Source organism: Ochrobactrum sp. 19YEA23, assembly GCF_029909865.1.
GTDB lineage: Bacteria > Pseudomonadota > Alphaproteobacteria > Rhizobiales > Rhizobiaceae > Brucella > Brucella gambitense.
The window spans coordinates 373,851-394,810 of the sequence record NZ_JASAMQ010000001.1 but is presented as its reverse complement, the minus strand read 5'-3'; the positions used below and the strand labels follow the sequence as shown (position 1 = coordinate 394,810).

The window sequence follows — 20,960 nt, the reverse complement described above, 5'->3', positions numbered from 1 at the left end:
ACCGCTTCACACTTTTGCTGGAAATGCTCTCGATCAATCCTCCTGAAGCTCGGCAACATCCCGATAAAGCTCCAGAGCTTCCGGATTGGCCAATGCCTCACGGTTTTTCACGTCACGGCCATGCACAATGTCGCGGACGGCAAGCTCGACGATCTTGCCGGATTTGGTGCGCGGAATATCCGCAACTGCAACGATCTTTGCCGGAACATGGCGCGGCGTTGCGCCGGTGCGGATCTTGGTCTTGATCCGCGCCTTTAGATCGTCATCGAGCGTCACGCCTGCGGCAAGCCGCACGAAAAGCACAACCCGGACATCCTTGTCCCAGTCCTGACCGATGCAGAGCGCCTCAGCGATCTCCGGCATTTGTTCAACCTGATTGTAGATTTCCGCCGTACCGATGCGCACGCCGCCGGGGTTCAGCGTTGCGTCCGAACGACCATGGATGACGATGCCGTCATGCTCGGTCCATTCGGCAAAATCGCCATGACACCAGATATTGTCGAAGCGCTCGAAATAGGCTGCTTGATATTTCGCTCCGTCCGGATCGTTCCAAAATTGCAGCGGCATGCATGGAAACGCCTTCGTGCAGACCAGTTCGCCTTTCTGCATGCGCACAGGCTGGCCGTCATCGTTCCAGACATCGACAGCCATGCCGAGGCCCGCGCCCTGAATTTCGCCCAGCCATACCGGCTCGGTCGGCACGCCCAGCACGAAGCAGGACACGATATCCGTTCCGCCGGAAATGGACGCAAGATGCACATCCGGCTTGATCGCGTCATAAACGAAGGCAAAACCTTCCGGCGACAAGGGCGAACCGGTGGATGAAACGGTGCGCAGCGCCGAGAGATCGTGCGTCTCTCCGGGCTTCAGTCCGGCTTTCAGCACGGCATCGATAAATTTCGCCGACGTGCCGAAATAGGTCATGCCTTCGGCGGCGGCATAATCGAACAGCACATTGCCATCAGGGTAGAAAGGCGAGCCGTCATAGAGCAGCAATGTGGCGCCAGAACCGATGCCTGAGGCAAGCCAGTTCCACATCATCCAGCCACACGTGGTGAAATAGAAGAAGCGGTCGCCTTCGCGGATATCCGCATGGAGCTGCTGTTCCTTCAGATGCTGCAACAGCACCCCGCCAGCGCGATGAACGATACATTTCGGAATGCCGGTCGTGCCGGAAGAAAACAGAATATAGATCGGGTGATCGAAAGGCAGGCGCGTGAATTCGACAGGCTTGGCGGCAAAGGCGCTCAGTGCTTCGTCAAGCGCAACGCCCTTCTCGGCTTTCTGGGCGACGGCTTCCGCTTCGCCCAGATAGGATACGATCACTGACTTTCGCAGTCCCGGTAGCTTTGCCGTTACCTGCGCAACCTTGTCGGCCACGTCGATGCGCTTGCCATTGTACCAATAGCCATCGCAGGCAAAGAACAGTTTTGGCTCGATCTGGCCGAAACGGTCGAGTACACCCTGTACGCCGAAATCCGGCGAGCACGACGACCAGACGGCGCCGATGGAGCTTGCAGCCAGCATTAGCGCAACCGCTTCCGGCATATTGGGCATCATGCCCGCAACGCGGTCGCCGGGCTCAACACCTTCCGACAGCATGAATTGCTGGAGCTTTGAAACCAGCGCGTGAAGATCATTCCAGCTCAGGCGACGCTCGACCTTGTCCTCGCCGCGAAACACAATGGCGTCTTCATGCCCCTGCTGACGGAGAAGATTCTCTGCGAAATTGAGACGCGCTTCGGGGAAGAATTTCGCCTCGCGCATGTGTCCCTTGTCGACAAGGGCCGTCTCGCCGCGCTCACCGATAACGCCACAGAAATCCCAGATGAGCGTCCAGAATCCCGCGCGATCTTCCACCGACCAACGATGCAATGCCGCATAATCCGACAGATCAAGGCCGGTGCGCTGTTCAGCGCGAATGCGAAATTGCTCCAGCGTGCTGGCTGCGATGCGCTGCGCATCTGGCTGCCATAACGGATGATCCTGCGAAAACTGCGTGGAAACTGCCTCGGTGCTCATCATTCCTCCCTGAAACAGACGCAGCCAATAACCTGTCGCGGGCTGCGTCGTCAGAGTTTTCTAAAATAGACTTCCCGGCAGGTCCATGCTTTTCAGACTCATGCGTCGCGTCGGCGCATCACTCTTGCGTTTTCATTCTGCTTGTCCGCCCACATATCGATGCGCCGCACCGCCCAGCGATGAACCGGATTTTCAAACATATGCCATGCGACGATGGCGGCAGCAATGCTGACGAGAACGCCCATACTGATCAGCACAATTGCACTGAATGTCGTTTGCCCCCAACTACCGGGCAGCATTTTGAAAAAGATCCCGCCGACCAGCGGGTGGAGTATGAAAATACCGAAACTATAGCGCGACATCTTCACGAAGCCGCTCCATTGCAATGGCGTGTAGAGATTCTGCCGGCTGGCGGCGAAAAGCACATAGACGCTGACATAGAGAAAAACGAGCCGCCACGGCCCCTCAAGCGTTGCCGTGTCCGGCATTCCGCTTACCGGATGATAGAACAGGAAGACCACCAGACAGGTGGCAAGCGCGAGTTTGATGAAGGTCTTCGGCAAGTCGCCGTGTTGCTGTCGTGCAAGCCACATGCCGAACAGGAAGGACGGCAGCACACGAAGCACGCCGAGATCGGCAAACTGCACCCGTGTCAGCGAGGGGGTCGCCAGCATCCGCGCCGCATATTCGCCGCCGAGTAACGCCGCGACGACCAGAACAAGCATCCAATCGCCAAAGCGCTTGCAGAGCCAGTCGAACAGCGGGAAGCACAAATACATCAGGAAAAGCGCGCTGAGCGACCAGCTGACATAATTGTAGGAAAGGCTCTGCCCCATTCCCCAGCTGTGAACGAGCAGCAACTGAGCCAGGCCGTCTCGCCAGTTCATATTGGGTGGAGTTGATGGGTGAAACAGCCCCGCCGCTGCCAGCAGCGATATCAGCGCGAAGCACGAAAACGCGACCACATGCAACGGGTAGATTCGCGCAAGCCGCTTGCCAATGAAGGAGGCATAGCGGACAAGATTCCAGTCGTAATTGGAACGAAGCGCCAGAAACAATCCGGATAGGACAAAGAAGATATCGGTAAAATAAGCAAAAGTTAATATAACAGAATGTATCTGTTCGTTACCTATGGGGAACTGAAAAGAATAGTGAAAAAATGCGATCCCAGCACATAACAAAAACCGAAGACCGTCGAAATCAGGAAGTCTCTTCATTTCAAAACATCGCACAAATACTTATTAGGCAATGTCAGTATCTGCTTCTGCGATAAAGTCGAGCGTGAAATGAACTTAATTGCAAAAATTCGACGAAAGCCGAATTGAACCAACAGCAAGTTTGCTGATCAAAAAGCGTTTTGAAGTTTTCGATTGGGAAAATTTGGTGGAGCCAAGCGGGATCGAACCGCTGACCTCCTGCATGCCATGCAGGCGCTCTCCCAGCTGAGCTATGGCCCCATCAGACCTCTTTCGAGGTGGGCCAGACAGAACTTGCTGTCTGGTGTGGCGGCTTATTAAATGGCGTTTGCCAGAAGATCAAGAGCTAAATCGCAACTCTTTTCACATCTGCGAAAATAATTTGCCGAATGCCCGCATCCGCCGCCGGAGGCTGTGGAAAGCGCTCCCTTGTCACGCCAAAAAGAAAGGGCAGCCCGCTGGGCTGCCCTTTCTACAATTCCAAAAATTCGAAGCGGTTCCCGAAGGATCAGCCTTCTTCGTCGTCGCCGCCGACGCCACCGCCGAGGATACCCGACATATCGTCGTCCTCGTCTTCCTCTTCTTCGAGGAAGGTGTCGTCATCGTCGTCGCCCAGATCGACATCATCGTCGTCGTCGCCCATATCCGGCAGATCGTCGCCGCTGCCCTTTGCTTCGTCGTCGGCATCCTCGAGAGAAACGAAATCCGGCTTTTCCATTGCCGTATCCAGTTCTTCCTCTTCGGCTTCCTCTTCTACGACGCGGGCTTCTGCATTCGCGTCGAAATAGGAACGCGGATAGGAGATGCCGGTGTAAGGCGAAACGATCGGATCGCGATTCAGATCGTAAAACTTCTTGCCCGTTTCCGGGTCGATGCGCTTGGTACCAAGTTCAGCTTTTGCCACGTTGAGCCTCGTGAGTTTTATTCCCGTTACGCCCGTGGCGCGTGGCCACTTTTATAAGGGGGGCATAAATTCATTTCAAAAACGCGCCTGCTGAGCTTCTCAGGCCACCACTATGGTTCTTATTATACCCCGGAGCCCGTTGCATAGCGAGAAAAGTGGGTGGTGCGCGCCTTAACTGTGTTGTTCGGTGCATAAACGCAATTTGGCGCATTTGTCAAAGCGAAAGACTCCGAATAACGCAGACTCTTTCTTATGGCAGCGTCCGACAGCCTGTCAGCGGCGTATTCGCGGATGACCGCTCACTATTACTATGCTAGTGAAGCCCCGCTTATCTCTCAATCCCGGCGCGTGTTCGCGCCAAAAATGCGACAGTGAAAAATCCATGTCCCATTCCGCTTCCCCGAAACCTGCAGTCGCCCGCCGCTCGGAGGCACTGGCCGGCGAAATTCGCATTCCGGGCGACAAGTCCATTTCTCACCGCTCCTTCATGTTCGGCGGCCTGGCATCGGGCGAAACCCGCATCACCGGCCTGCTTGAAGGTGAAGACGTCATCAATACCGGTCGCGCCATGCAGGCGATGGGCGCCAGGATCGAGAAAGACGGTGACGTCTGGATCATCAATGGCGTCGGCAATGGCTGCCTGCTCGAGCCAGAAGCCCCGCTCGACTTTGGCAATGCCGGCACCGGTGCGCGCCTGACCATGGGCCTCGTCGGCACCTATGACATGACCACCGCCTTTATCGGCGACGCTTCCCTTTCACGCCGCCCGATGGGCCGCGTGCTCGACCCGCTGCGTCAGATGGGTGTGCAGGTGAAGTCGACCGATGGCGACCGCATGCCGCTGACCCTTGTTGGACCGAGTGTCGCCAATCCGATCACCTATCGCGTGCCGATGGCGTCAGCGCAGGTGAAGTCGGCAGTGTTGCTGGCCGGCCTCAACACGCCGGGCGTCACGACGGTTATCGAGCCGGTCATGACCCGCGACCATACCGAAAAGATGCTGCAAGGCTTTGGCGCTGACCTGACCGTCGAAACCGATCACGACGGCGTGCGCCATATTCGCATTACCGGACAGGGCAAGCTGATCGGCCAGACCATCGATGTTCCGGGCGATCCGTCCTCGACGGCATTCCCGCTGGTAGCGGCGCTGCTGGTCGAAGGTTCGGATATCACGATCCGCAATGTTCTGATGAACCCGACCCGCACGGGCCTGATCCTCACCTTGCAGGAAATGGGCGCGGATATCGAAGTCTTCAATGAACGCCTTGCCGGCGGTGAAGATGTCGCCGATCTGCGCGTGAAATCGTCCCGACTGAAGGGCGTCACCGTTCCGCCGGAACGCGCGCCTTCGATGATCGACGAATATCCGGTGCTGGCCATCGCCGCGAGTTTCGCTGAAGGCGAAACGGTGATGGACGGGCTTGATGAGCTGCGCGTCAAGGAATCGGATCGTCTGGCGGCCGTTGCTCGCGGCCTTGAAGTCAATGGCGTCGATTGCACGGAAGGCGAGATGTCGCTGACCGTTCGCGGACGCCCTTACGGCAAGGGGCTCGGCGGCGGTGTCGTCGCAACCCATCTCGATCACCGTATCGCGATGAGCTTCCTCGTAATGGGCCTCGCATCGGAAAAGCCTGTGACCGTTGACGACAGCACGATGATTGCAACCTCCTTCCCGGAATTCATGGACCTCATGACGGGAATGGGCGCGAAGATCGAGCCGAGCGAAGCCGAATGAAGCCATTCATCGTCGCCATCGACGGACCGGCAGCCTCGGGCAAGGGAACCCTTGCCCGGCGCATCGCCACACATTACGGCATACCGCATCTCGACACCGGGCTGACTTATCGTGCAGTCGCCAAGGCGCTTCTCGACAAGAACCTGCCGCTCGATGATGAATTGCTGGCCGCCGATGCCGCACGTCATCTCGACTTACGCGAAATGGACAAGACCGTGCTTTCCGCGCACGATATCGGCGAGGCCGCCTCCAAGGTAGCGGTCATGCCAGCCGTGCGGCGTGCGCTTGTCGAAGCCCAGCGCCATTTTGCGGCGGCCCTTCCGGCCAGCGTTCTCGACGGTCGCGATATCGGCACCGTGGTCTGCCCCAAGGCGGAGATAAAGCTGTTCGTCACCGCCTCGCCGGAAGTGCGTGCGGAGCGGCGTTTTGACGAGATCGTTTCGAAGGGCGGCGCTGCCGATCTTGGCGAAATTCTCGCCGATCTGAAGAAGCGTGACGAGCGTGACACCAACCGTACTGATTCTCCGCTGCGCCCTGCTGAAGACGCGCACTTGCTTGATACAAGCGAAATGAGTATAGAAGCGGCATTTCTGGCGGCGAAAAACCTCATTGATGAGGCTCTCGCGCGTCACAAGGCATGATGATCAGGCATATTAGGGCTGTTTGGCCTGAATTTGCCCCGGAAATGCTGGAAAAATGCCAGAACAGTCCTATATAGGCTGCTCTGATAGAACATGGCCTCGAAAGCTGCGAAACGGTTTTCGAGAAAGGTCATGCCGAATAATGAATAGTCTGACTTCGCGTTCCACGCGCCGGTTGTCTGCAAAGACGGAGCCGAGGTCGGACAGTGTACAACACGAACCCCCGGCGCCGCATCCGATGAATTTTCCGGATGCATCAGGAGTATATATGTCTCAATCCAACCCCTCCCGCGCAGATTTCGAGTCCCTGCTGGCAGAATCCTTCGCGCAAAACGATCTTGCTGAAGGCTATGTCGTCAAGGGCCGCATCGTCGCCATCGAAAAGGACATGGCGATCATCGACGCCGGTCTGAAGGTCGAAGGCCGCGTACCGCTGAAGGAATTCGGCGCAAAGGGCAAAGACGGCACGCTGAAGCCGGGCGATGAAGTTGAAGTTTACGTCGAGCGTATCGAAAACGCTCTCGGCGAAGCTGTTCTCTCGCGCGAAAAAGCACGTCGTGAAGAAAGCTGGGTCAAGCTCGAGCAGAAGTTCGCCAATGGCGAGCGCGTCGACGGCGTGATCTTCAATCAGGTCAAGGGTGGTTTCACCGTCGACCTCGACGGCGCTGTTGCCTTCCTGCCGCGTTCGCAGGTCGACATCCGTCCGATCCGCGACGTCACCCCGCTCATGCACGTCCCGCAGCCGTTCGAAATCCTCAAGATGGACAAGCGTCGCGGCAACATCGTTGTCTCGCGTCGTACCGTTCTTGAAGAGAGCCGTGCGGAACAGCGTTCGGAAATCGTCCAGAACCTTGAAGAAGGTCAGGTTGTTGAAGGCGTCGTCAAGAACATCACCGATTACGGTGCGTTCGTTGACCTCGGCGGCATCGACGGTCTCCTGCACGTTACCGACATGGCATGGCGCCGCGTCAACCATCCGTCGGAAATCCTCACCATCGGCCAGACGGTCAAGGTGCAGATCATCCGCATCAACCAGGAAACCCATCGTATCTCGCTCGGCATGAAGCAGCTCGAGAGCGATCCTTGGGATGGCATCGGCGCGAAGTACCCGATCGGCAAAAAGATCACCGGCACTGTCACGAACATCACCGACTACGGTGCATTCGTGGAAATCGAGCCGGGCATCGAAGGCCTCATCCACGTTTCCGAAATGTCGTGGACCAAGAAGAATGTCCATCCGGGCAAGATTCTCTCCACCACTCAGGAAGTCGAAGTCGTTGTGCTCGAAGTTGATCCGGTCAAGCGCCGTATCTCGCTCGGCCTCAAGCAGACCCTCGACAATCCGTGGACGACGTTCGCTCAGAAGTACCCGACCGGCACCGTTGTTGAAGGCGAAGTCAAGAACAAGACCGAATTCGGCCTGTTCATTGGTCTCGACGGCGACGTTGACGGCATGGTTCACCTCTCCGATCTCGACTGGAACCGTCCAGGCGAACAGGTTATCGAAGAGTACAACAAGGGCGAAGTGGTCAAGGCTGTCGTTCTCGACGTCGACATCGACAAGGAACGCATCTCGCTTGGCATCAAGCAGCTTTCCGGCGACAAGGTTGGCGAAGCAGCAGCTTCGGGCGAACTGCGCAAGAACGCCGTTGTAACCTGCGAAGTGACTGCTGTTACCGATGGTGGCCTCGAAGTTCGCCTGGTCGATCACGACCTGGATAGCTTCATCCGCCGCTCGGATCTTTCGCGTGATCGCGAAGAACAGCGTCCGGAACGCTTCACGGTCGGTCAGAAGGTTGACGCTCGCGTCATCGCTTTCGACAAGAAGACCCGCAAGCTGCAGGTCTCGATCAAGGCGCTCGAAATCGCTGAAGAAAAAGAAGCTGTTGCTCAGTACGGTTCGACCGACTCCGGCGCTTCGCTCGGCGACATCCTCGGTGCCGCTCTGAAGAAGCAGGAAAAGAACTAATCTTTTCTCTTCTGGTAAACACGGAAAAGCCCGCCTTCTGGCGGGCTTTTTCTTTGCGCTCAGGCGAGGCGCGGGCTTGGTCTGGTAATATCAATACGCCACCCCAACTATGAGCGCCCTCGGACGCAACCGTTGCCCGTATTCCGGCCTCCGAATTTAGGTTCATCCAGAATAAGCAAACAACGATGTAGATAAATGAAGAATACCCCAATTTATTGCGGGATTTAACTTCTGAAATTTAATAAAATTAAGAATTATCATATTTTAATCAATTCTAAAATTGAATTGACTCTTTCATTCATCCGATTTATCTCGAATTGTTTCTTATATTTGCTTTACTATATTTAGGAGAACTATATTGGGTGCAAGAATTTCCATTATCGCGTCCGGAGTTTTAGCTTTACTGGCCACTGGCGCCCACGCTGCGGATGCCATCGTTCCGGAAACACCTCTGGCGCCAGCCGCGCCGATTGCCACGGACTTCAACTGGAGTGGCGCTTACATTGGCGGACAGGTCGGCTATGGCTGGGCGTCTTCGAAATTATTGGTGGACCCGGCAGCTGCCTTCAAGGGCAACATGGGTGGCTTCCTTGGCGGCGTCTATGCAGGCTATAATTTTGACACCGGAACAAATGTGATTCTGGGCGTGGATGGCGACTTTACGGGGACATCGGTTGGTGAAACCATCGCCCATGGAGACCTCGCATCGGCGAAGACACGATTGCGTTGGTCTGGCGCCGCACGCGCACGTGTGGGTTACGCTTTTGACCGGTTCCTGCCTTATATCGCTGGCGGCGCGGCTTTCGGCAATATTGGCGATAAAGCGCACATTCTGGGAACGCGGCTCATCTCGCAGTCAAAGACGCAGACCGGTTGGACCGTCGGCGGCGGCGTTGACTATGCGGTAACCGACAATATCGTCACGCGTTTTGAATATCGCTACACCGATTTCGGCAAACGCAATCTTGATCTTGCCGTTCCCGGTCTCAAGGCCAACGAGAAGATGAACTCGAATGATATTCGTCTCGGCGTTGCTTATAAATTCTGATCGAGAGCTGACCTCTGTTCAGGAAACGGCCCTGATCTCTCCTTGAGGCAGGGCCGTTTCGATCACACGACGCCAAGCAGGTGAATCAGTCCAAGACTGATGACGCCAAGCGATAAGAGCGAAAGCACCGCCGTCAGTGTCACGCGCCCGCCAGCCTGCGCGACCGACCGCACATCGACACCAAGACCGAGCGCCGCCATCGAAATGATGGTGAGGAGCGTCGAGGCATATTGAATGCCGGGCAGCAATGTTTCCGGAATAAGATGCAGCGAGTGCAACGCCATCATCGCAAGAAAGCCGATGATGAACCACGGTACCAACTGGAAGAAGCCCGGCTTCGCACCCGCATCCTTGTTGCCCGCAAGCACAGCCAGCGCCAGAATAACCGGGCCGAGCATCAGTACCCGCACCAGCTTAACCAGCGTGCCGAGCTGCACACTAATCGTCGCAACGGGAGCCGTCGCAGCCAGCACCTGCGGTACGGCATAGACTGTCAGCCCTGCGAGCACACCATATTGAGTATGGGACAAGCCAAGAAGCGGCACCAGCAGCGGCAAGCACAGCACCACGACCACACCAAGAATTGCCGTGAACGCGATGGAGGCGGCAACATCCTCGCTTTCAGCTCCGATGACCGGCGCCGTTGCCGCAATGGCCGAGTTGCCGCAAATCGAATTGCCGCAGGCTACCAGCACCGCCATGCGATGAGGCAGCTTCAACAGTCGCCCGATACCATAGCTCAAGGCTATCGCCACCACCACGACGCAGGCAATGCCAAGAATAAGGCCGGAACCTGCCGCGATCACCGCGCTGACGCTGATGGATGCGCCGAGAAGCACCACAGCGATTTCCAGAATCATCTTTGCCGAAAAGCCGATGCCTTTGCTGAACTGCTTGCCCGGACGTAGGAACGTGCGCACCATCGTTCCGAGCAGAATTGCAATCACCAGCGCTTCAAGCCAAGCCCTGCCAGCGTAATGCGCCTCGATCTTTTCAAGACCGATGGCCACTGCGGCGACACCGATGCTGAGTGCAAGTCCGGGGAGGATGTTCTGGGTTTTTGAGTATGTCATTATCGGCATTTCATATCGAAAGAGAATTCCATTCCGATTTGATGCCTTATTTTCTCTGTTCAATCCATTTCATTATATGGCATAAATCGTTCTATTAAATCGAACGGTTGATGCTATGACCCTGGAACAACTGCGTATTTTCATTGAAGTTGCGGAGCGCGAGCACCTGACCCGCGCCTCCGAGGCGCTACATTTGACGCCATCAGCAGTCAGTTCGGCGATCCGCAATCTCGAAGAACGTTATGGCGCGACATTGTTCAACCGTATCGGTCGCCGCATCGAACTGACCGGCGACGGTCGTCTGTTTCTCGATGAGGCGCGCGCAACGCTGGCGCGCGCGCGTTCTGCCGAACGTATGCTGTCGGAATTTGGCGGCGGCAAGCGCGGCATCCTCTCGATCCACGCCAGCCAGACCATCGCAAGCTACTGGCTACCGCCCTTTCTGGCGCGATTTCACAGCGCCTATCCGATGATCGAAGTGCGCCTGACACTGGGCAATACGGAAAGCGTGACTGAAGCGACGCAGGACGGCGCAGCTGATATCGGTCTGGTGGAAGGTTCCGTACAGGCCCCATCGCTTTCCATCAGCAGAGTGGCAACCGATCAGCTTATTCTGGTGACACGCCCCGACCACGCATGGAGCGACGCAGGCCGCCTTTCCTGGGACCGGCTGTTTGAAGGAAAATGGATTTTGCGGGAACAGGGTTCGGGCACGCGCAGCGTCTTCGAAGATGCGATGGGCGCCAGCGGCTACAACCCCGCACGATTGAATGTAGCGCTGGAACTACCGTCCAATGAGGCGATTTGTTCGGCAGTGCGCTCCGGTGATTATGTCACCGCCATCTCCGAACTGGTAGCTGCGCCTCACCTTACCGCCGGCACGCTCGTCAAGGCGGACTTTGCCCTGCCGCAACGCCAGTTTTTACTTATCACGCATAAGGAGCGGCACGGCACAAAGGCCCTGAGCGCATTCTTGCAGCTTATCACCGATGAAAATTAACCCGCTCAATGGGAATGCAGTTATAGATCTGAAAGGAATTCAGCGAATTGAATAACGATGAGAGAAATGATCGACAGATACTGAAAGGTTATAGATCTGAAATAAATAAACAAAAACATGGCTACATAGAATAATACATTCAATAAAGAATAATAGTAAATATTATCATGCTTATATATGAAGAAATCGTTGAAGAAATTTATAGAATCCATAATGACAGAGATAAAAAATATCCAATACCTTTTTTTCAGAAAATAATTTTTATAATCGCCATACTCAGAAACATCAGACGGCGTCATTATGACACAAAAGAAATATATTCCGAATACGTTAATTATACTTATGACATATGATAGATACCCATATCCGATTTCGGATTTGTAATTCAGAAACCCCCACCAATATTCTATTATGAATAGGAATATATAAAAGACCCAAAGGAAGTGAAGGATAGAAACCCTATGTTTTCCAGGATGTTGAACGAAGTAAGATAAAAATACGAGTATTCTGGAAAGGCATAAACCAATGCCAATTCCGTTTATAATACGAACGTGAGCAAAAGAATCGGCAGCCGATATAGCGAAATCCATACAGCTCTGCAAATTTTACCTTCGTAATATAAAAATAATATCGCAAATATATCCCAACATTAAGATAAAATACTTAAACAATCAAGTGCAGGACAGAAGGTCTCATTAGTTTATTACATAAATGCCATTATAATATAAAAGCGCTGCAGGCCATTGCCGATGTGATTGGCTCTGATTCCAGTCAGCGTATTTGACGCAACAGTTCAGGCTGCGGGAAGCAAGTCGAAGCCATGCCGTTCTTTGCCTGCCACAAGCCAATCGAGCGGCGCGTCTTGAAGCCCGGCAACCCATCCGGTTTGCCAACATCATAGCCCTGTGCCTGCAGGCGCTTCTGCATCGCACCGATATCCGAGCGATACATCGTGCCGACATTGCCCCATGACTGCTGGAAATCACCCGCACCATAAGCAACGCGGTCGCCGACATGGCCGATGAAGAGCGCGTAGAGATCGCTCATATTATAGTCCTTGAGCACGTAGAAATTTGGGCTCACGATGAAGGCTGGGCCGAAGCGGCCGGCAGGCATGAGCAAAAAGCTTTCGCCCTTCATTTCACCAGCGGGAAATGCCTTGCCGTTGACGCGGGTGATACCAAGCTTGGACCATTCGGCAATCGGTTTGCCCTGATCCGGGCCTTCTAGCGAACATGACACGCTCTGCGGGACATTGACCTCGAAACCCCAGTCACGCCCTTTCTGCCAGCCATGCAAATTCAGGTAATTGGCGATAGAAGCCAGCGTATCCGGCACCGAATTCCAGATGTCGCGCTTGCCGTCGCCATCGAAATCGACGGCATGTTTGAGATAGGACGTCGGCATGAATTGCGGCTGGCCCAGCGCGCCAGCCCAGGAGCTTTTCATAGCGCTTTCGTCGATATAGCCTTTCGAAGCGATTTCGAGCGCGGCGATCAGCTCCTTGCGGAACATGTCCTTGCGCGTCGCCATAAAGGCCTTTGTGCCGAGAACCTCAAACACATTGTAGGGAATCTTGACCGTGCCGAAACCAGATTCACGGCCCCATATCGCAACGATGATCGGGCCCGGAACACCATATTTCTTCTCGATGCGTTTCAGAAGGCTGGCATATTGGCTGTAACGCGCCTGACCGCCGCTCGTAACCGACTCCATGGTTTTGGCATTGAAATACTTACCCGGTGCGCCGAACTCGGCCTGTTTCTGCTCTTTCGGCGTCGACGGTTTTTCACCGGGGATGACCAGATCGGGCAATTTCCAGTTGATCGTCACGCCCGCAAAAGCCTGATCAAAGACGGCGCGGGAAACACCCGCCGCCTTTGCTTCCGGCCAGAGATCCCGCTCAATCCAGTTGCGATACTGGCCTTCGACCTGCGCCTTGGAGGGCGCTGCGACGGCAGGAGAAACAGCAAGAATGACGGCAAGACCCAGAGCAATTTTCAAAGCATGCTTCCAACGGCTTGCTGCCATGTTTTTCTCCCGAATAACTAAAGGGTGGTTCGTGCTCGCAAGGCGGCAGCCAGCGTGCCTTCATCCAGATAATCGAGTTCGCCACCCACCGGCACGCCATGAGCGAGCCGTGTGACGCGAACCTCGAAATTTGCCAATTGATCGGTAATATAATGGGCGGTGGTCTGACCTTCGACGGTCGCATTGACCGCGAGAATCACTTCCTTGATCTCACCGGTTGCCACACGCTCCACCAGCCCCTTGATGTTGAGATCGTCGGGACCGATGCCATCGAGCGGCGACAGGCGACCGCCCAGAACATGGTAGCGCACATTCATCGTGCCCGCCCGTTCCAGCGCCCAGAGATCGGAGACGTCTTCCACCACGATCAGCGTGGTCGGGTCGCGGCGCTCGTCCGTGCAAATGGTGCAGGGATCGGACGTATCGACATTGCCGCAGCAGGAACAGATGCGCACTTTCTCGGCAGCTTCCTGCATGGCGCCGCCCAACGGCACCAGAAGCGCTTCTTTCTTCTTGATGAGATGCAGCGCCGCACGGCGCGCCGAACGCGGCCCCAGACCCGGTACGCGGGCCAGAAGCTGGATCAGACGTTCGATTTCAGGACCGGCGATTCGTTTGGACATATGCCTAAGGGAGTAAGGGAATAGGGGAATAGGGGAATAAGTGAGTAGGGGAAAGGAATGAGGGAATATGCGACATGGCGGCAATCAGCCGACCAAACATACTCCCCTACTGCCTTATTCCCCTACTGCCTTAAAACGGCAGCTTGAAACCCGGAGGAATCGGAAGACCCGCCGTCAGCGACTGTGTCTTCTCAGCCATCACAGCTTCCAGTTTTGCCTTGGCATCGTTATGCGCCGCGATGATCAGGTCTTCGAGGATTTCCACCTCGTCTTCCTTGGCCAGCGACGGATCGATCTTCAGTGCCGACAAGGTGCCCTTGCCGGACAAGGTGATCGTCACCAGACCGCCGCCAGAAGAGGCCGTGGCTTCAAGATTGGCGATTTCGTCCTGCATGGCCTTCATCTTGGCCTGCAATTCCTTCGCCTGCTTCATCATGCCCATCATGTCACGCATGGGTTTACTCCATAGTCTTCGATAATTCAGTCGTCTTCAGACGGCACGCCGGGCACTTCAGCAACGGCGTCGAGGTCAATGTCCTCGTCATCGTTCTGTTCCGCCACGGCTATACGCACGTCGGTGATTTTCGCGCCCGGAAAGGCTGCGAGAATGGCTGCTACATCCGGATCGGCGCGGGCGTCGGTCACGAGATTGTCGCGACGCTCCGTTTCCGCTTCGGCAACGGTCTGGCTCGCAACATCACGCGCCACAGTCACCACCCAGCGAATGCCAGTCCAGTTCAACAGATGTTGCGCAATTTCGCTCGGCAGCGATTTCGGCGCATCGTCGGTCAGGCCGATTTCAAGGCGTCCAGGCGCGATGGACGCCAGACGCACACAGTTCTTGACCAGAATCTTGAACTGCATGTTGCGATGCTTGTCGGCCATCGCAACGATGTCGTTCAGGCTGTTGACCGGCACGGAAGGCTGCGGCGCACTCTCGGCAATGGGCTGCGGAGCAGGCGGCTGAACCGGTTGCGGAGCCGTTTCCACGATGCGCATAGCCGTGGCCGGTCCGCCCGAGGCGGATGCCATGGAGGCCGAACCGACGGCATCGGCGGCGAAACGTGCTTCCGGCGCACCATTGCCACCCGACCGTGGATTGCCCGAAGGCTGCGAGCGCCCTGCGGAAACGGAACCGTTTTCGAGGCCGCGCAACGCTTCGTCCAGCGTCGGGAGATCGGCGGCATGCGCCAGACGGATCAGCAACATTTCGGCAGCCTGTACCGGACGGGTTGCCGTATCGACTTCCGAAATGCCCTTGAGCAGCATCTGCCAGGTGCGAGACAATACGCGCACCGACAGTTTTTGCGCAAAATCGCGACCGCGCACGCGTTCATCTTCCGACAGCGACACATCTTCCGCCACATCGGGCGTGAAGCGCAGGCGCGTCACCAGATGATTGAAGTCCGCAAGATCAGTCAGCACCACGGAAGGGTCGGCACCGACGTCATATTGCGCGCGAAACTCGGTAAGAGCGGCAGCCACATCGCCGCGCATCAGCATTTCGAAGAGATCGATGATCCGGGCGCGGTCGGCAAGCCCCAGCATGGAGCGCACGGCTTCCGCGCTGACCTGACCGGCGCCATGCGCAATGGCCTGATCAAAGATCGACAGCGAATCGCGGGCGGAGCCTTCGCCGGCTCGCGCAATCATGGCGAGCGACGTGTCGTCGACTTCGATCTGCTCGGCTTCCGCAATACGGCGCAAATGCTGGGCCAGCGTGCCCGATTCGATGCGGCGCAGGTCAAAGCGCTGGCAGCGTGACAGCACCGTGATCGGCACCTTGCGGATTTCGGTGGTGGCGAAGATGAATTTCACATGCGGCGGCGGTTCTTCAAGTGTCTTCAACAGGCCGTTGAAGGCCTGATTGGACAGCATGTGCACTTCGTCGATGATGTAGACTTTGTAGCGCGCCGAGACCGGGCGATAGCGCACCTGTTCGATGATCTCGCGAATATCGTCAATACCGGTGTGCGAGGCGGCGTCCATCTCGATCACATCGACATGGCGGCCTTCCATAATCGCCTGGCAATGCTCGCCGGGCGTGGAGAGGTCAATTGTCGGCTGATCGACAGTATCGGTCTTGTAGTTGAGCGCCCGCGCCAGAATGCGCGCCGTCGTCGTCTTGCCAACACCGCGAACGCCGGTGAGCATCCAGGCCTGCGCAATGCGCCCGGTCTCAAAAGCGTTTTTGAGCGTGCGCACCATCGGCTCCTGGCCGACGAGATCGTTGAAATTCTGCGGACGATATTTGCGGGCGAGAACGCGATAGGCCCCATCGGCAGCTATGCCAGCGGATTTCGTATCCATGGCGACCCTTCCGTTCTTCCTGTTACGCTTTTTTCTCGACCGCCAGTTTGGACCGGACCTATGAGTGACGTCAACAACGGACACTGTCCATCAACAGGGCCATCAAAAGCCGCCAGACAGCCAGAAAAAATGGCGAATGAGAAAAGGGTGGGAGGCTGGCACGGCGACCCGTGCCTGGCTCGTTAGGGCTGCTTCCTTCCGGACCTGACCCGGTTGGCGAGTGGCTCGTCCACCAGCAACCTCCCACGCTGCATATCGTCAATCGCAGCGCAAAAAGCAAGCGCAGAACGAAAAAAACTGGTAGGAATCAACCTATGACACAGTTCGAACTCGATAAACGGCTTGATGCCGACACTTTTTCAGTCGCCGTGCTCGGCCTTTGCGAGTTGCGACTGATGAATGACCGCCGCTGGCCGTGGCTTATCCTCGTGCCGCGCAGGGCCGATCTTTCCGAAATTCACGATCTGACGCCGCTCGACCAGACAATCCTGACCTTCGAGGCCGGACTGGTTGCACAGGCGCTGAAGACGGTCACCGAATGCCAGAAGATCAACACCGGCGCGCTGGGCAATATCGTGCGCCAGCTTCATCTGCATGTCATCGCCCGCAACGAGGGTGACGCCGGATGGCCCGGCCCCGTCTGGGGCCATGGCACGCGTGAGACCTATGACGAAAAAGACGCCCGCAAGCTGATCGCCGACATTCGCGCGGCGCTGTAACTCCCTCCCCATCCGATCAAACGTTTATTCGAGAGCATCATGGCTTTCCGCCTCTACGACCTGCCGGAAATCGAACCGAGCCGCCTTGTCGGCTTTGGCGGCAACCGCATCGACCGCCAGTCCGAAAAGCGTCACGACGATTCGGCTTTCACTGCGCTGGAGCTGCCTGAAACCCGCGTCATGGTACTGGGCGGCAACAAGCTGCTGCTCGACTATACGGATGAGAAGACGCCCCGCGCACTCTTCCGCTTCAGCGAAGCCAGGGATTTCGCGCCCGATCTGCACGAGCCGGTGTTTCTGGGGCTTCAGGACGGCGCGCCGCTCGTCGCCCTGATGGCGCCGATTGATCCTGAAACTCTGGAAGCGCCATTCCGGGCACAGGACTACCGCAGCATCTATATGGAAGGGCTGGTTTCACCCGATCTGCTTGGCGCGCTGGCGCAGGCGGCAGCGCTGACGGCATGGCACAACAACCATCGTTTCTGCGGGCGTTGCGGAACAAAGACCGAAATGCGGGCCGGTGGGGCCAAGCGCCAATGCCCGAATTGCGGGGCCGAGCATTTTCCGCGCACCGATCCGGTGGCGATCATGCTGCCGGTGCGCGGTGACAAATGCATTCTGGCGCGCAGTCCGCATTTTGCCGCCGGTTCCTATTCTTGCCTTGCCGGTTTCATCGAACATGGCGAAACCATCGAAGCGGCAGTTCGTCGTGAAAGCCAGGAGGAAATGGGGCTCGCCATTGGTCGTGTCGGCTATCACGCCAGCCAGCCCTGGCCGTTTCCCTATTCGCTGATGATCGGCTGCCATGCCGAAGTGCTGTCGGACGACTTCACCATCGACCGCTCGGAGTTGGAAGACGGCCGCTGGTTCGGCAAGCAGGAAGTCCGCAGCATGCTGGCGGGTACACATGAAAATGGGCTGCGGGTGCCGCCATCCGGCGCCATCGCAACCCATCTGATCAAGGCATGGGCGGAAAACTGATTCCGCCCGATATTTTCTGAATTATTCGGCGGCAAGCAATTGCGTGCCGCGAATGTCGCTGCCCTTATAGACGCCCAGAATGCGCACTTCCTTGGAGAAGAATTCGAGTTCTTCCAAAGCCAGCTGCACGTTGCGGTCTTCCGGATGTCCTTCGATATCGGCATAGAACTGCGTGGCGATGAAACGCCCGCCGATCTGATAGCTCTCAAGCTTGGTCATGTTGACGCCGTTGGTGGCAAAGCCGCCCATCGCCTTGTAAAGCGCTGCCGGAACGTTGCGCACGCGGAAGACGAACGTCGTCATGATGCGTTCGCCGTTTTCCGGGCGCGGGGCCCATTGCTTTTCCTTCGAAAGAACGACGAAGCGGGTTACATTGTCTTCCGCATCCTCGACATTTTCTTCCAATATATCGAGACCGTAGAGATCGGCGGCCAGACGCGGTGCAAGGGCAGCCATCGAACGGTCCTGCGTGTCGGCAACGAGGCGTGCAGCACCCGCTGTATCGCCAGCAATGACCGGCTTCCAGCCATTCTGGCGGATGACCTTGCGGCACTGGCCCAGCGCATGGATATGGCTGTGTACCGTCTTGATTTCTTCGCGCTTGACGCCCGGAAGCACCATCAGCTGAAAATGAATCGGCAGGAAATATTCGCCAACAATATGCATATCGGCCAATGGCAGCAGATAATGAATATCCGCAACACGGCCCGCCAGCGTGTTCTCGATCGGAATCATCGCCAGATCGGCAGCGCCGGTCTCGACCGCGTTGAAGGCGTCTTCAAAAGTCGGACACGGCAAAGGCTCCATACCGGGAAACATGTTGCGTGACGCCGTATCGGAATTGGCACCCGCTTCACCCTGAAAAGAAATCCGGTTGGTTTTCATCGTCGTCGTACTTTCTCAAACGCCCCTAGCATGCAGCAGGGGCTTTTCTGGTTTTTAACCTTGTCAAAGACCCTTTGCGACAAGAAGTCGGGCTCGGTCAAGGTCAGCTGGCGTATCGACGCCCAGCGGCACCGTCTTCACCACTTCAACATCGATGCGCATGCTGGCTTCCAAAGCGCGCAATTGCTCAAGCTTTTCACGCTTTTCGAGCGGCGACGGCCCGAGCTTCACGAATTTCTCCAGCGCTGACCGCCGATAGGCATAGAGACCGATGTGATGATAAAGCGGGCCTTCGCCATAAGGTGCGGTGGCGCGGGTGAAATAAAGCGCGCGCAGACGCGAACTGCCAGCCAGCGGCGAGCCGACAATCTTCACCACGCTCGGATTGGTCTTTTCCGATTCTTCCTCGATCTCGACGCCAAGCGTCGCAATATCAGCCGGGCCATCTTCGAGCGGCAGCAATGCGCGACGGATGATATCGGGATCGATGGTCGGCAGGTCACCCTGCACATTGACCACGGCATCGACCTCACCAGCCGGATCAAGCTTCAACAATGCTTCATAAATGCGGTCCGAACCCGATTCGTGATCGCTGCGCGTCATGACGGCTTCATGACCATGGGCGGTAACGGCTGCAAAAATCTCCTCACTATCGGTCGCAACGACGGCGCGCCCGAGCTTCGCGGCGGCTGCCCTTTCGGCCACATGCACGATCATCGGCTTCCCGCAAATATCGGCCAATGGCTTGTTCGGCAGGCGCGTAGCGGCCAGTCTTGCCGGAATAAGTGTCAGGGTCTTTAGGGTCTGAAGCATGCTCGCCTCTTGTTGTCTCGCCGGATCGTAACCGTCCTTTGAGGAGTTTTATCCGCACTGTAAATGCTGCAAAAGTGTCAAAAAGTCACGGGTGTGGTTACCCTTATAGGTGTTGCATCGCCCTGGTAAAAGACCTAGTTTCCGCCCGATGCCGCGGAGAGAATTGCAACCTCACATGAGGTGCGCATGTCGGCTGAGGAGAGCGTTCTCGGGGAGAGCGTTTTGGTAGAGGGAGCGCTGACCGGCGATGAATTCAACGCGGACTAACAAGTTTATCATGGCTTTTCTGGCAACGGTTTTCGTTGTCATGACGACGGGCATCCTGTCCGATGCGCTGTTTCACTCGCCTGCACCGGAGAAGCCCGGCTTTGCAATCGAGGCAGCGGAAGCTGCGACCGGTGAAGGGGGAGCTGCACCGGCCAAGGAAGAAGTTTCTATCGCAACATTGCTGCAATCCGCTGATCCAACGCGCGGTGAAACAGTTTTCAAGCGCTGCCAGGCCTGCCATACGGGCGAAAAGGGCGGCGCGAACAAGGTCGGTCCGCATCTCTGGGATGTGCTGAACCGCCCGGCTGCTTCCGTCGAAGGCTTCGGCTATTCGTCCGCCATGAAGGAATTTGGCGCAGGCGGCAACAAGTGGGACTACGAGCACCTCAACAAGTTCCTGACGTCGCCGAAGGCCTTCATCAAGGGAACGGCCATGGGCTTTGCGGGCGACAAGAAGGATAATGAGCGCGCCGATCTGATTGCCTATCTGCGCACGCTTTCGGATAGCCCGGCTCCGCTGCCAACGGCAGATGCTGCACCGGCTGGCGGCGACGCCAAGCCTGCGGATGCAGCGCCGGCCAAGGAAGGCGAAAAGCCAGCCGCACCGGCAAACTAAGCACTGTAAAATCTATCGAAAAGCCCGGTTTTGACCGGGCTTTTTCATATTACCAATAAAATTTATTGTTCCGGTGCCTTTCTTCCTCCGCAAAAACCCATAAGACTCATACAGATGATCCGAAGCA

18 protein-coding genes, 1 tRNA gene and 1 other RNA gene are annotated in these 20,960 nt (G+C 56.5%); 8 read left to right on the top strand and 12 right to left on the bottom strand.

What is annotated here, in order from left to right:
- Window positions 1–33: 33 nt before the first annotated feature.
- From QBD01_RS01810 to QBD01_RS01795, 4 genes are all read right to left on the bottom strand, one after another.
- Window positions 34–2,022: an acetoacetate--CoA ligase gene (locus QBD01_RS01810; RefSeq protein ID WP_280992082.1), complete on the bottom strand. Its 1,989-nt coding sequence runs from the start codon at window positions 2,020–2,022 to the stop codon at window positions 34–36.
- A 98-nt stretch (window positions 2,023–2,120) separates the two neighbouring features.
- On the bottom strand, window positions 2,121–3,239 hold the full coding sequence (locus QBD01_RS01805; RefSeq protein WP_280991374.1) for an acyltransferase: 1,119 nt from the start codon (window positions 3,237–3,239) through the stop codon (window positions 2,121–2,123).
- A gap of 164 nt (window positions 3,240–3,403) precedes the next feature.
- Window positions 3,404–3,479: transfer RNA gene (locus QBD01_RS01800), tRNA-Ala, on the bottom strand.
- Window positions 3,480–3,726: 247 nt separating this feature from the next.
- Entirely contained in the window at window positions 3,727–4,122 is a 396-nt protein-coding gene (locus tag QBD01_RS01795; protein WP_182519087.1) for a TIGR02300 family protein, read from the bottom strand.
- Between the two features lie 382 nt (window positions 4,123–4,504).
- Here QBD01_RS01795 and aroA point away from each other — a divergent pair, with 382 nt between their 5' ends.
- The 4 genes from aroA (at window position 4,505) to QBD01_RS01775 (ending at window position 9,515) form a co-directional block, all read left to right on the top strand.
- Window positions 4,505–5,857, top strand: a complete 1,353-nt coding sequence (gene aroA, locus QBD01_RS01790; protein ID WP_280991373.1) for a 3-phosphoshikimate 1-carboxyvinyltransferase — start codon at window positions 4,505–4,507, stop codon at window positions 5,855–5,857.
- Complete coding sequence (cmk, locus tag QBD01_RS01785; protein ID WP_280991372.1) at window positions 5,854–6,498, top strand: (d)CMP kinase; 645 nt, start codon at window positions 5,854–5,856, stop codon at window positions 6,496–6,498. The genes aroA and cmk overlap by 4 nt, the downstream gene beginning before the upstream one ends.
- 268 nt (window positions 6,499–6,766) lie before the next feature.
- The gene (rpsA, locus tag QBD01_RS01780) at window positions 6,767–8,467 is read left to right on the top strand and encodes a 30S ribosomal protein S1 (protein ID WP_109368076.1); all 1,701 of its coding nucleotides are present in this window, start codon (window positions 6,767–6,769) and stop codon (window positions 8,465–8,467) included.
- Window positions 8,468–8,825: 358 nt separating this feature from the next.
- Window positions 8,826–9,515 (top strand): porin family protein, encoded by a 690-nt coding sequence (locus QBD01_RS01775; RefSeq protein ID WP_280991371.1) that lies wholly within the window; start codon window positions 8,826–8,828, stop codon window positions 9,513–9,515.
- A gap of 62 nt (window positions 9,516–9,577) precedes the next feature.
- On the opposite strand, the gene QBD01_RS01770 is transcribed toward QBD01_RS01775, so the two are convergent.
- Window positions 9,578–10,597, bottom strand: coding sequence for a YeiH family protein (locus QBD01_RS01770; protein ID WP_280991370.1), 1,020 nt, complete (start codon window positions 10,595–10,597; stop codon window positions 9,578–9,580).
- A 106-nt stretch (window positions 10,598–10,703) separates the two neighbouring features.
- On the opposite strand from QBD01_RS01770, the gene QBD01_RS01765 reads away from it, so the two are divergent.
- Window positions 10,704–11,588, top strand: a complete 885-nt coding sequence (locus QBD01_RS01765; RefSeq protein WP_280991369.1) for a LysR substrate-binding domain-containing protein — start codon at window positions 10,704–10,706, stop codon at window positions 11,586–11,588.
- A gap of 771 nt (window positions 11,589–12,359) precedes the next feature.
- Here the strand turns inward: QBD01_RS01765 and QBD01_RS01760 are convergent.
- The 5 genes from QBD01_RS01760 to ffs all read right to left on the bottom strand — a co-directional run bounded on the left by QBD01_RS01760 (window position 12,360) and on the right by ffs (window position 16,796).
- Window positions 12,360–13,619 carry a lytic murein transglycosylase gene (locus QBD01_RS01760; RefSeq protein WP_280991368.1) on the bottom strand — a complete coding sequence of 420 codons (1,260 nt, stop codon included), beginning with the start codon at window positions 13,617–13,619 and terminating at the stop codon, window positions 12,360–12,362.
- A 17-nt stretch (window positions 13,620–13,636) separates the two neighbouring features.
- On the bottom strand, window positions 13,637–14,242 hold the full coding sequence (recR, locus tag QBD01_RS01755; protein ID WP_078337776.1) for a recombination mediator RecR: 606 nt from the start codon (window positions 14,240–14,242) through the stop codon (window positions 13,637–13,639).
- Window positions 14,243–14,372: 130 nt separating this feature from the next.
- Window positions 14,373–14,696, bottom strand: a complete 324-nt coding sequence (locus QBD01_RS01750) for a YbaB/EbfC family nucleoid-associated protein (RefSeq protein WP_078337775.1) — start codon at window positions 14,694–14,696, stop codon at window positions 14,373–14,375.
- Window positions 14,697–14,722: 26 nt separating this feature from the next.
- Entirely contained in the window at window positions 14,723–16,552 is a 1,830-nt protein-coding gene (locus tag QBD01_RS01745) for a DNA polymerase III subunit gamma/tau (RefSeq protein WP_280991367.1), read from the bottom strand.
- A 147-nt stretch (window positions 16,553–16,699) separates the two neighbouring features.
- Window positions 16,700–16,796, bottom strand: an RNA gene (gene ffs, locus QBD01_RS01740) — signal recognition particle sRNA small type.
- A gap of 70 nt (window positions 16,797–16,866) precedes the next feature.
- On the opposite strand from ffs, the gene QBD01_RS01735 reads away from it, so the two are divergent.
- Together QBD01_RS01735 and nudC are read left to right on the top strand one after the other, a co-directional pair.
- On the top strand, window positions 16,867–17,271 hold the full coding sequence (locus QBD01_RS01735; RefSeq protein ID WP_182519078.1) for an HIT family protein: 405 nt from the start codon (window positions 16,867–16,869) through the stop codon (window positions 17,269–17,271).
- Window positions 17,272–17,310: 39 nt separating this feature from the next.
- Window positions 17,311–18,252, top strand: a complete 942-nt coding sequence (gene nudC / locus QBD01_RS01730) for an NAD(+) diphosphatase (RefSeq protein WP_280991366.1) — start codon at window positions 17,311–17,313, stop codon at window positions 18,250–18,252.
- Window positions 18,253–18,273: 21 nt separating this feature from the next.
- On the opposite strand, the gene QBD01_RS01725 is transcribed toward nudC, so the two are convergent.
- Together QBD01_RS01725 and QBD01_RS01720 are read right to left on the bottom strand one after the other, a co-directional pair.
- Window positions 18,274–19,137: a prephenate dehydratase gene (locus QBD01_RS01725; protein ID WP_138784002.1), complete on the bottom strand. Its 864-nt coding sequence runs from the start codon at window positions 19,135–19,137 to the stop codon at window positions 18,274–18,276.
- Window positions 19,138–19,200: 63 nt separating this feature from the next.
- Window positions 19,201–19,950, bottom strand: a complete 750-nt coding sequence (locus QBD01_RS01720; protein WP_280991365.1) for a 3-deoxy-manno-octulosonate cytidylyltransferase — start codon at window positions 19,948–19,950, stop codon at window positions 19,201–19,203.
- 247 nt (window positions 19,951–20,197) lie between these two features.
- Between QBD01_RS01720 and QBD01_RS01715 the strand changes: the two genes are divergently transcribed.
- Window positions 20,198–20,833, top strand: a complete 636-nt coding sequence (locus QBD01_RS01715; protein WP_280991364.1) for a cytochrome c family protein — start codon at window positions 20,198–20,200, stop codon at window positions 20,831–20,833.
- Window positions 20,834–20,960 lie beyond the last annotated feature (127 nt).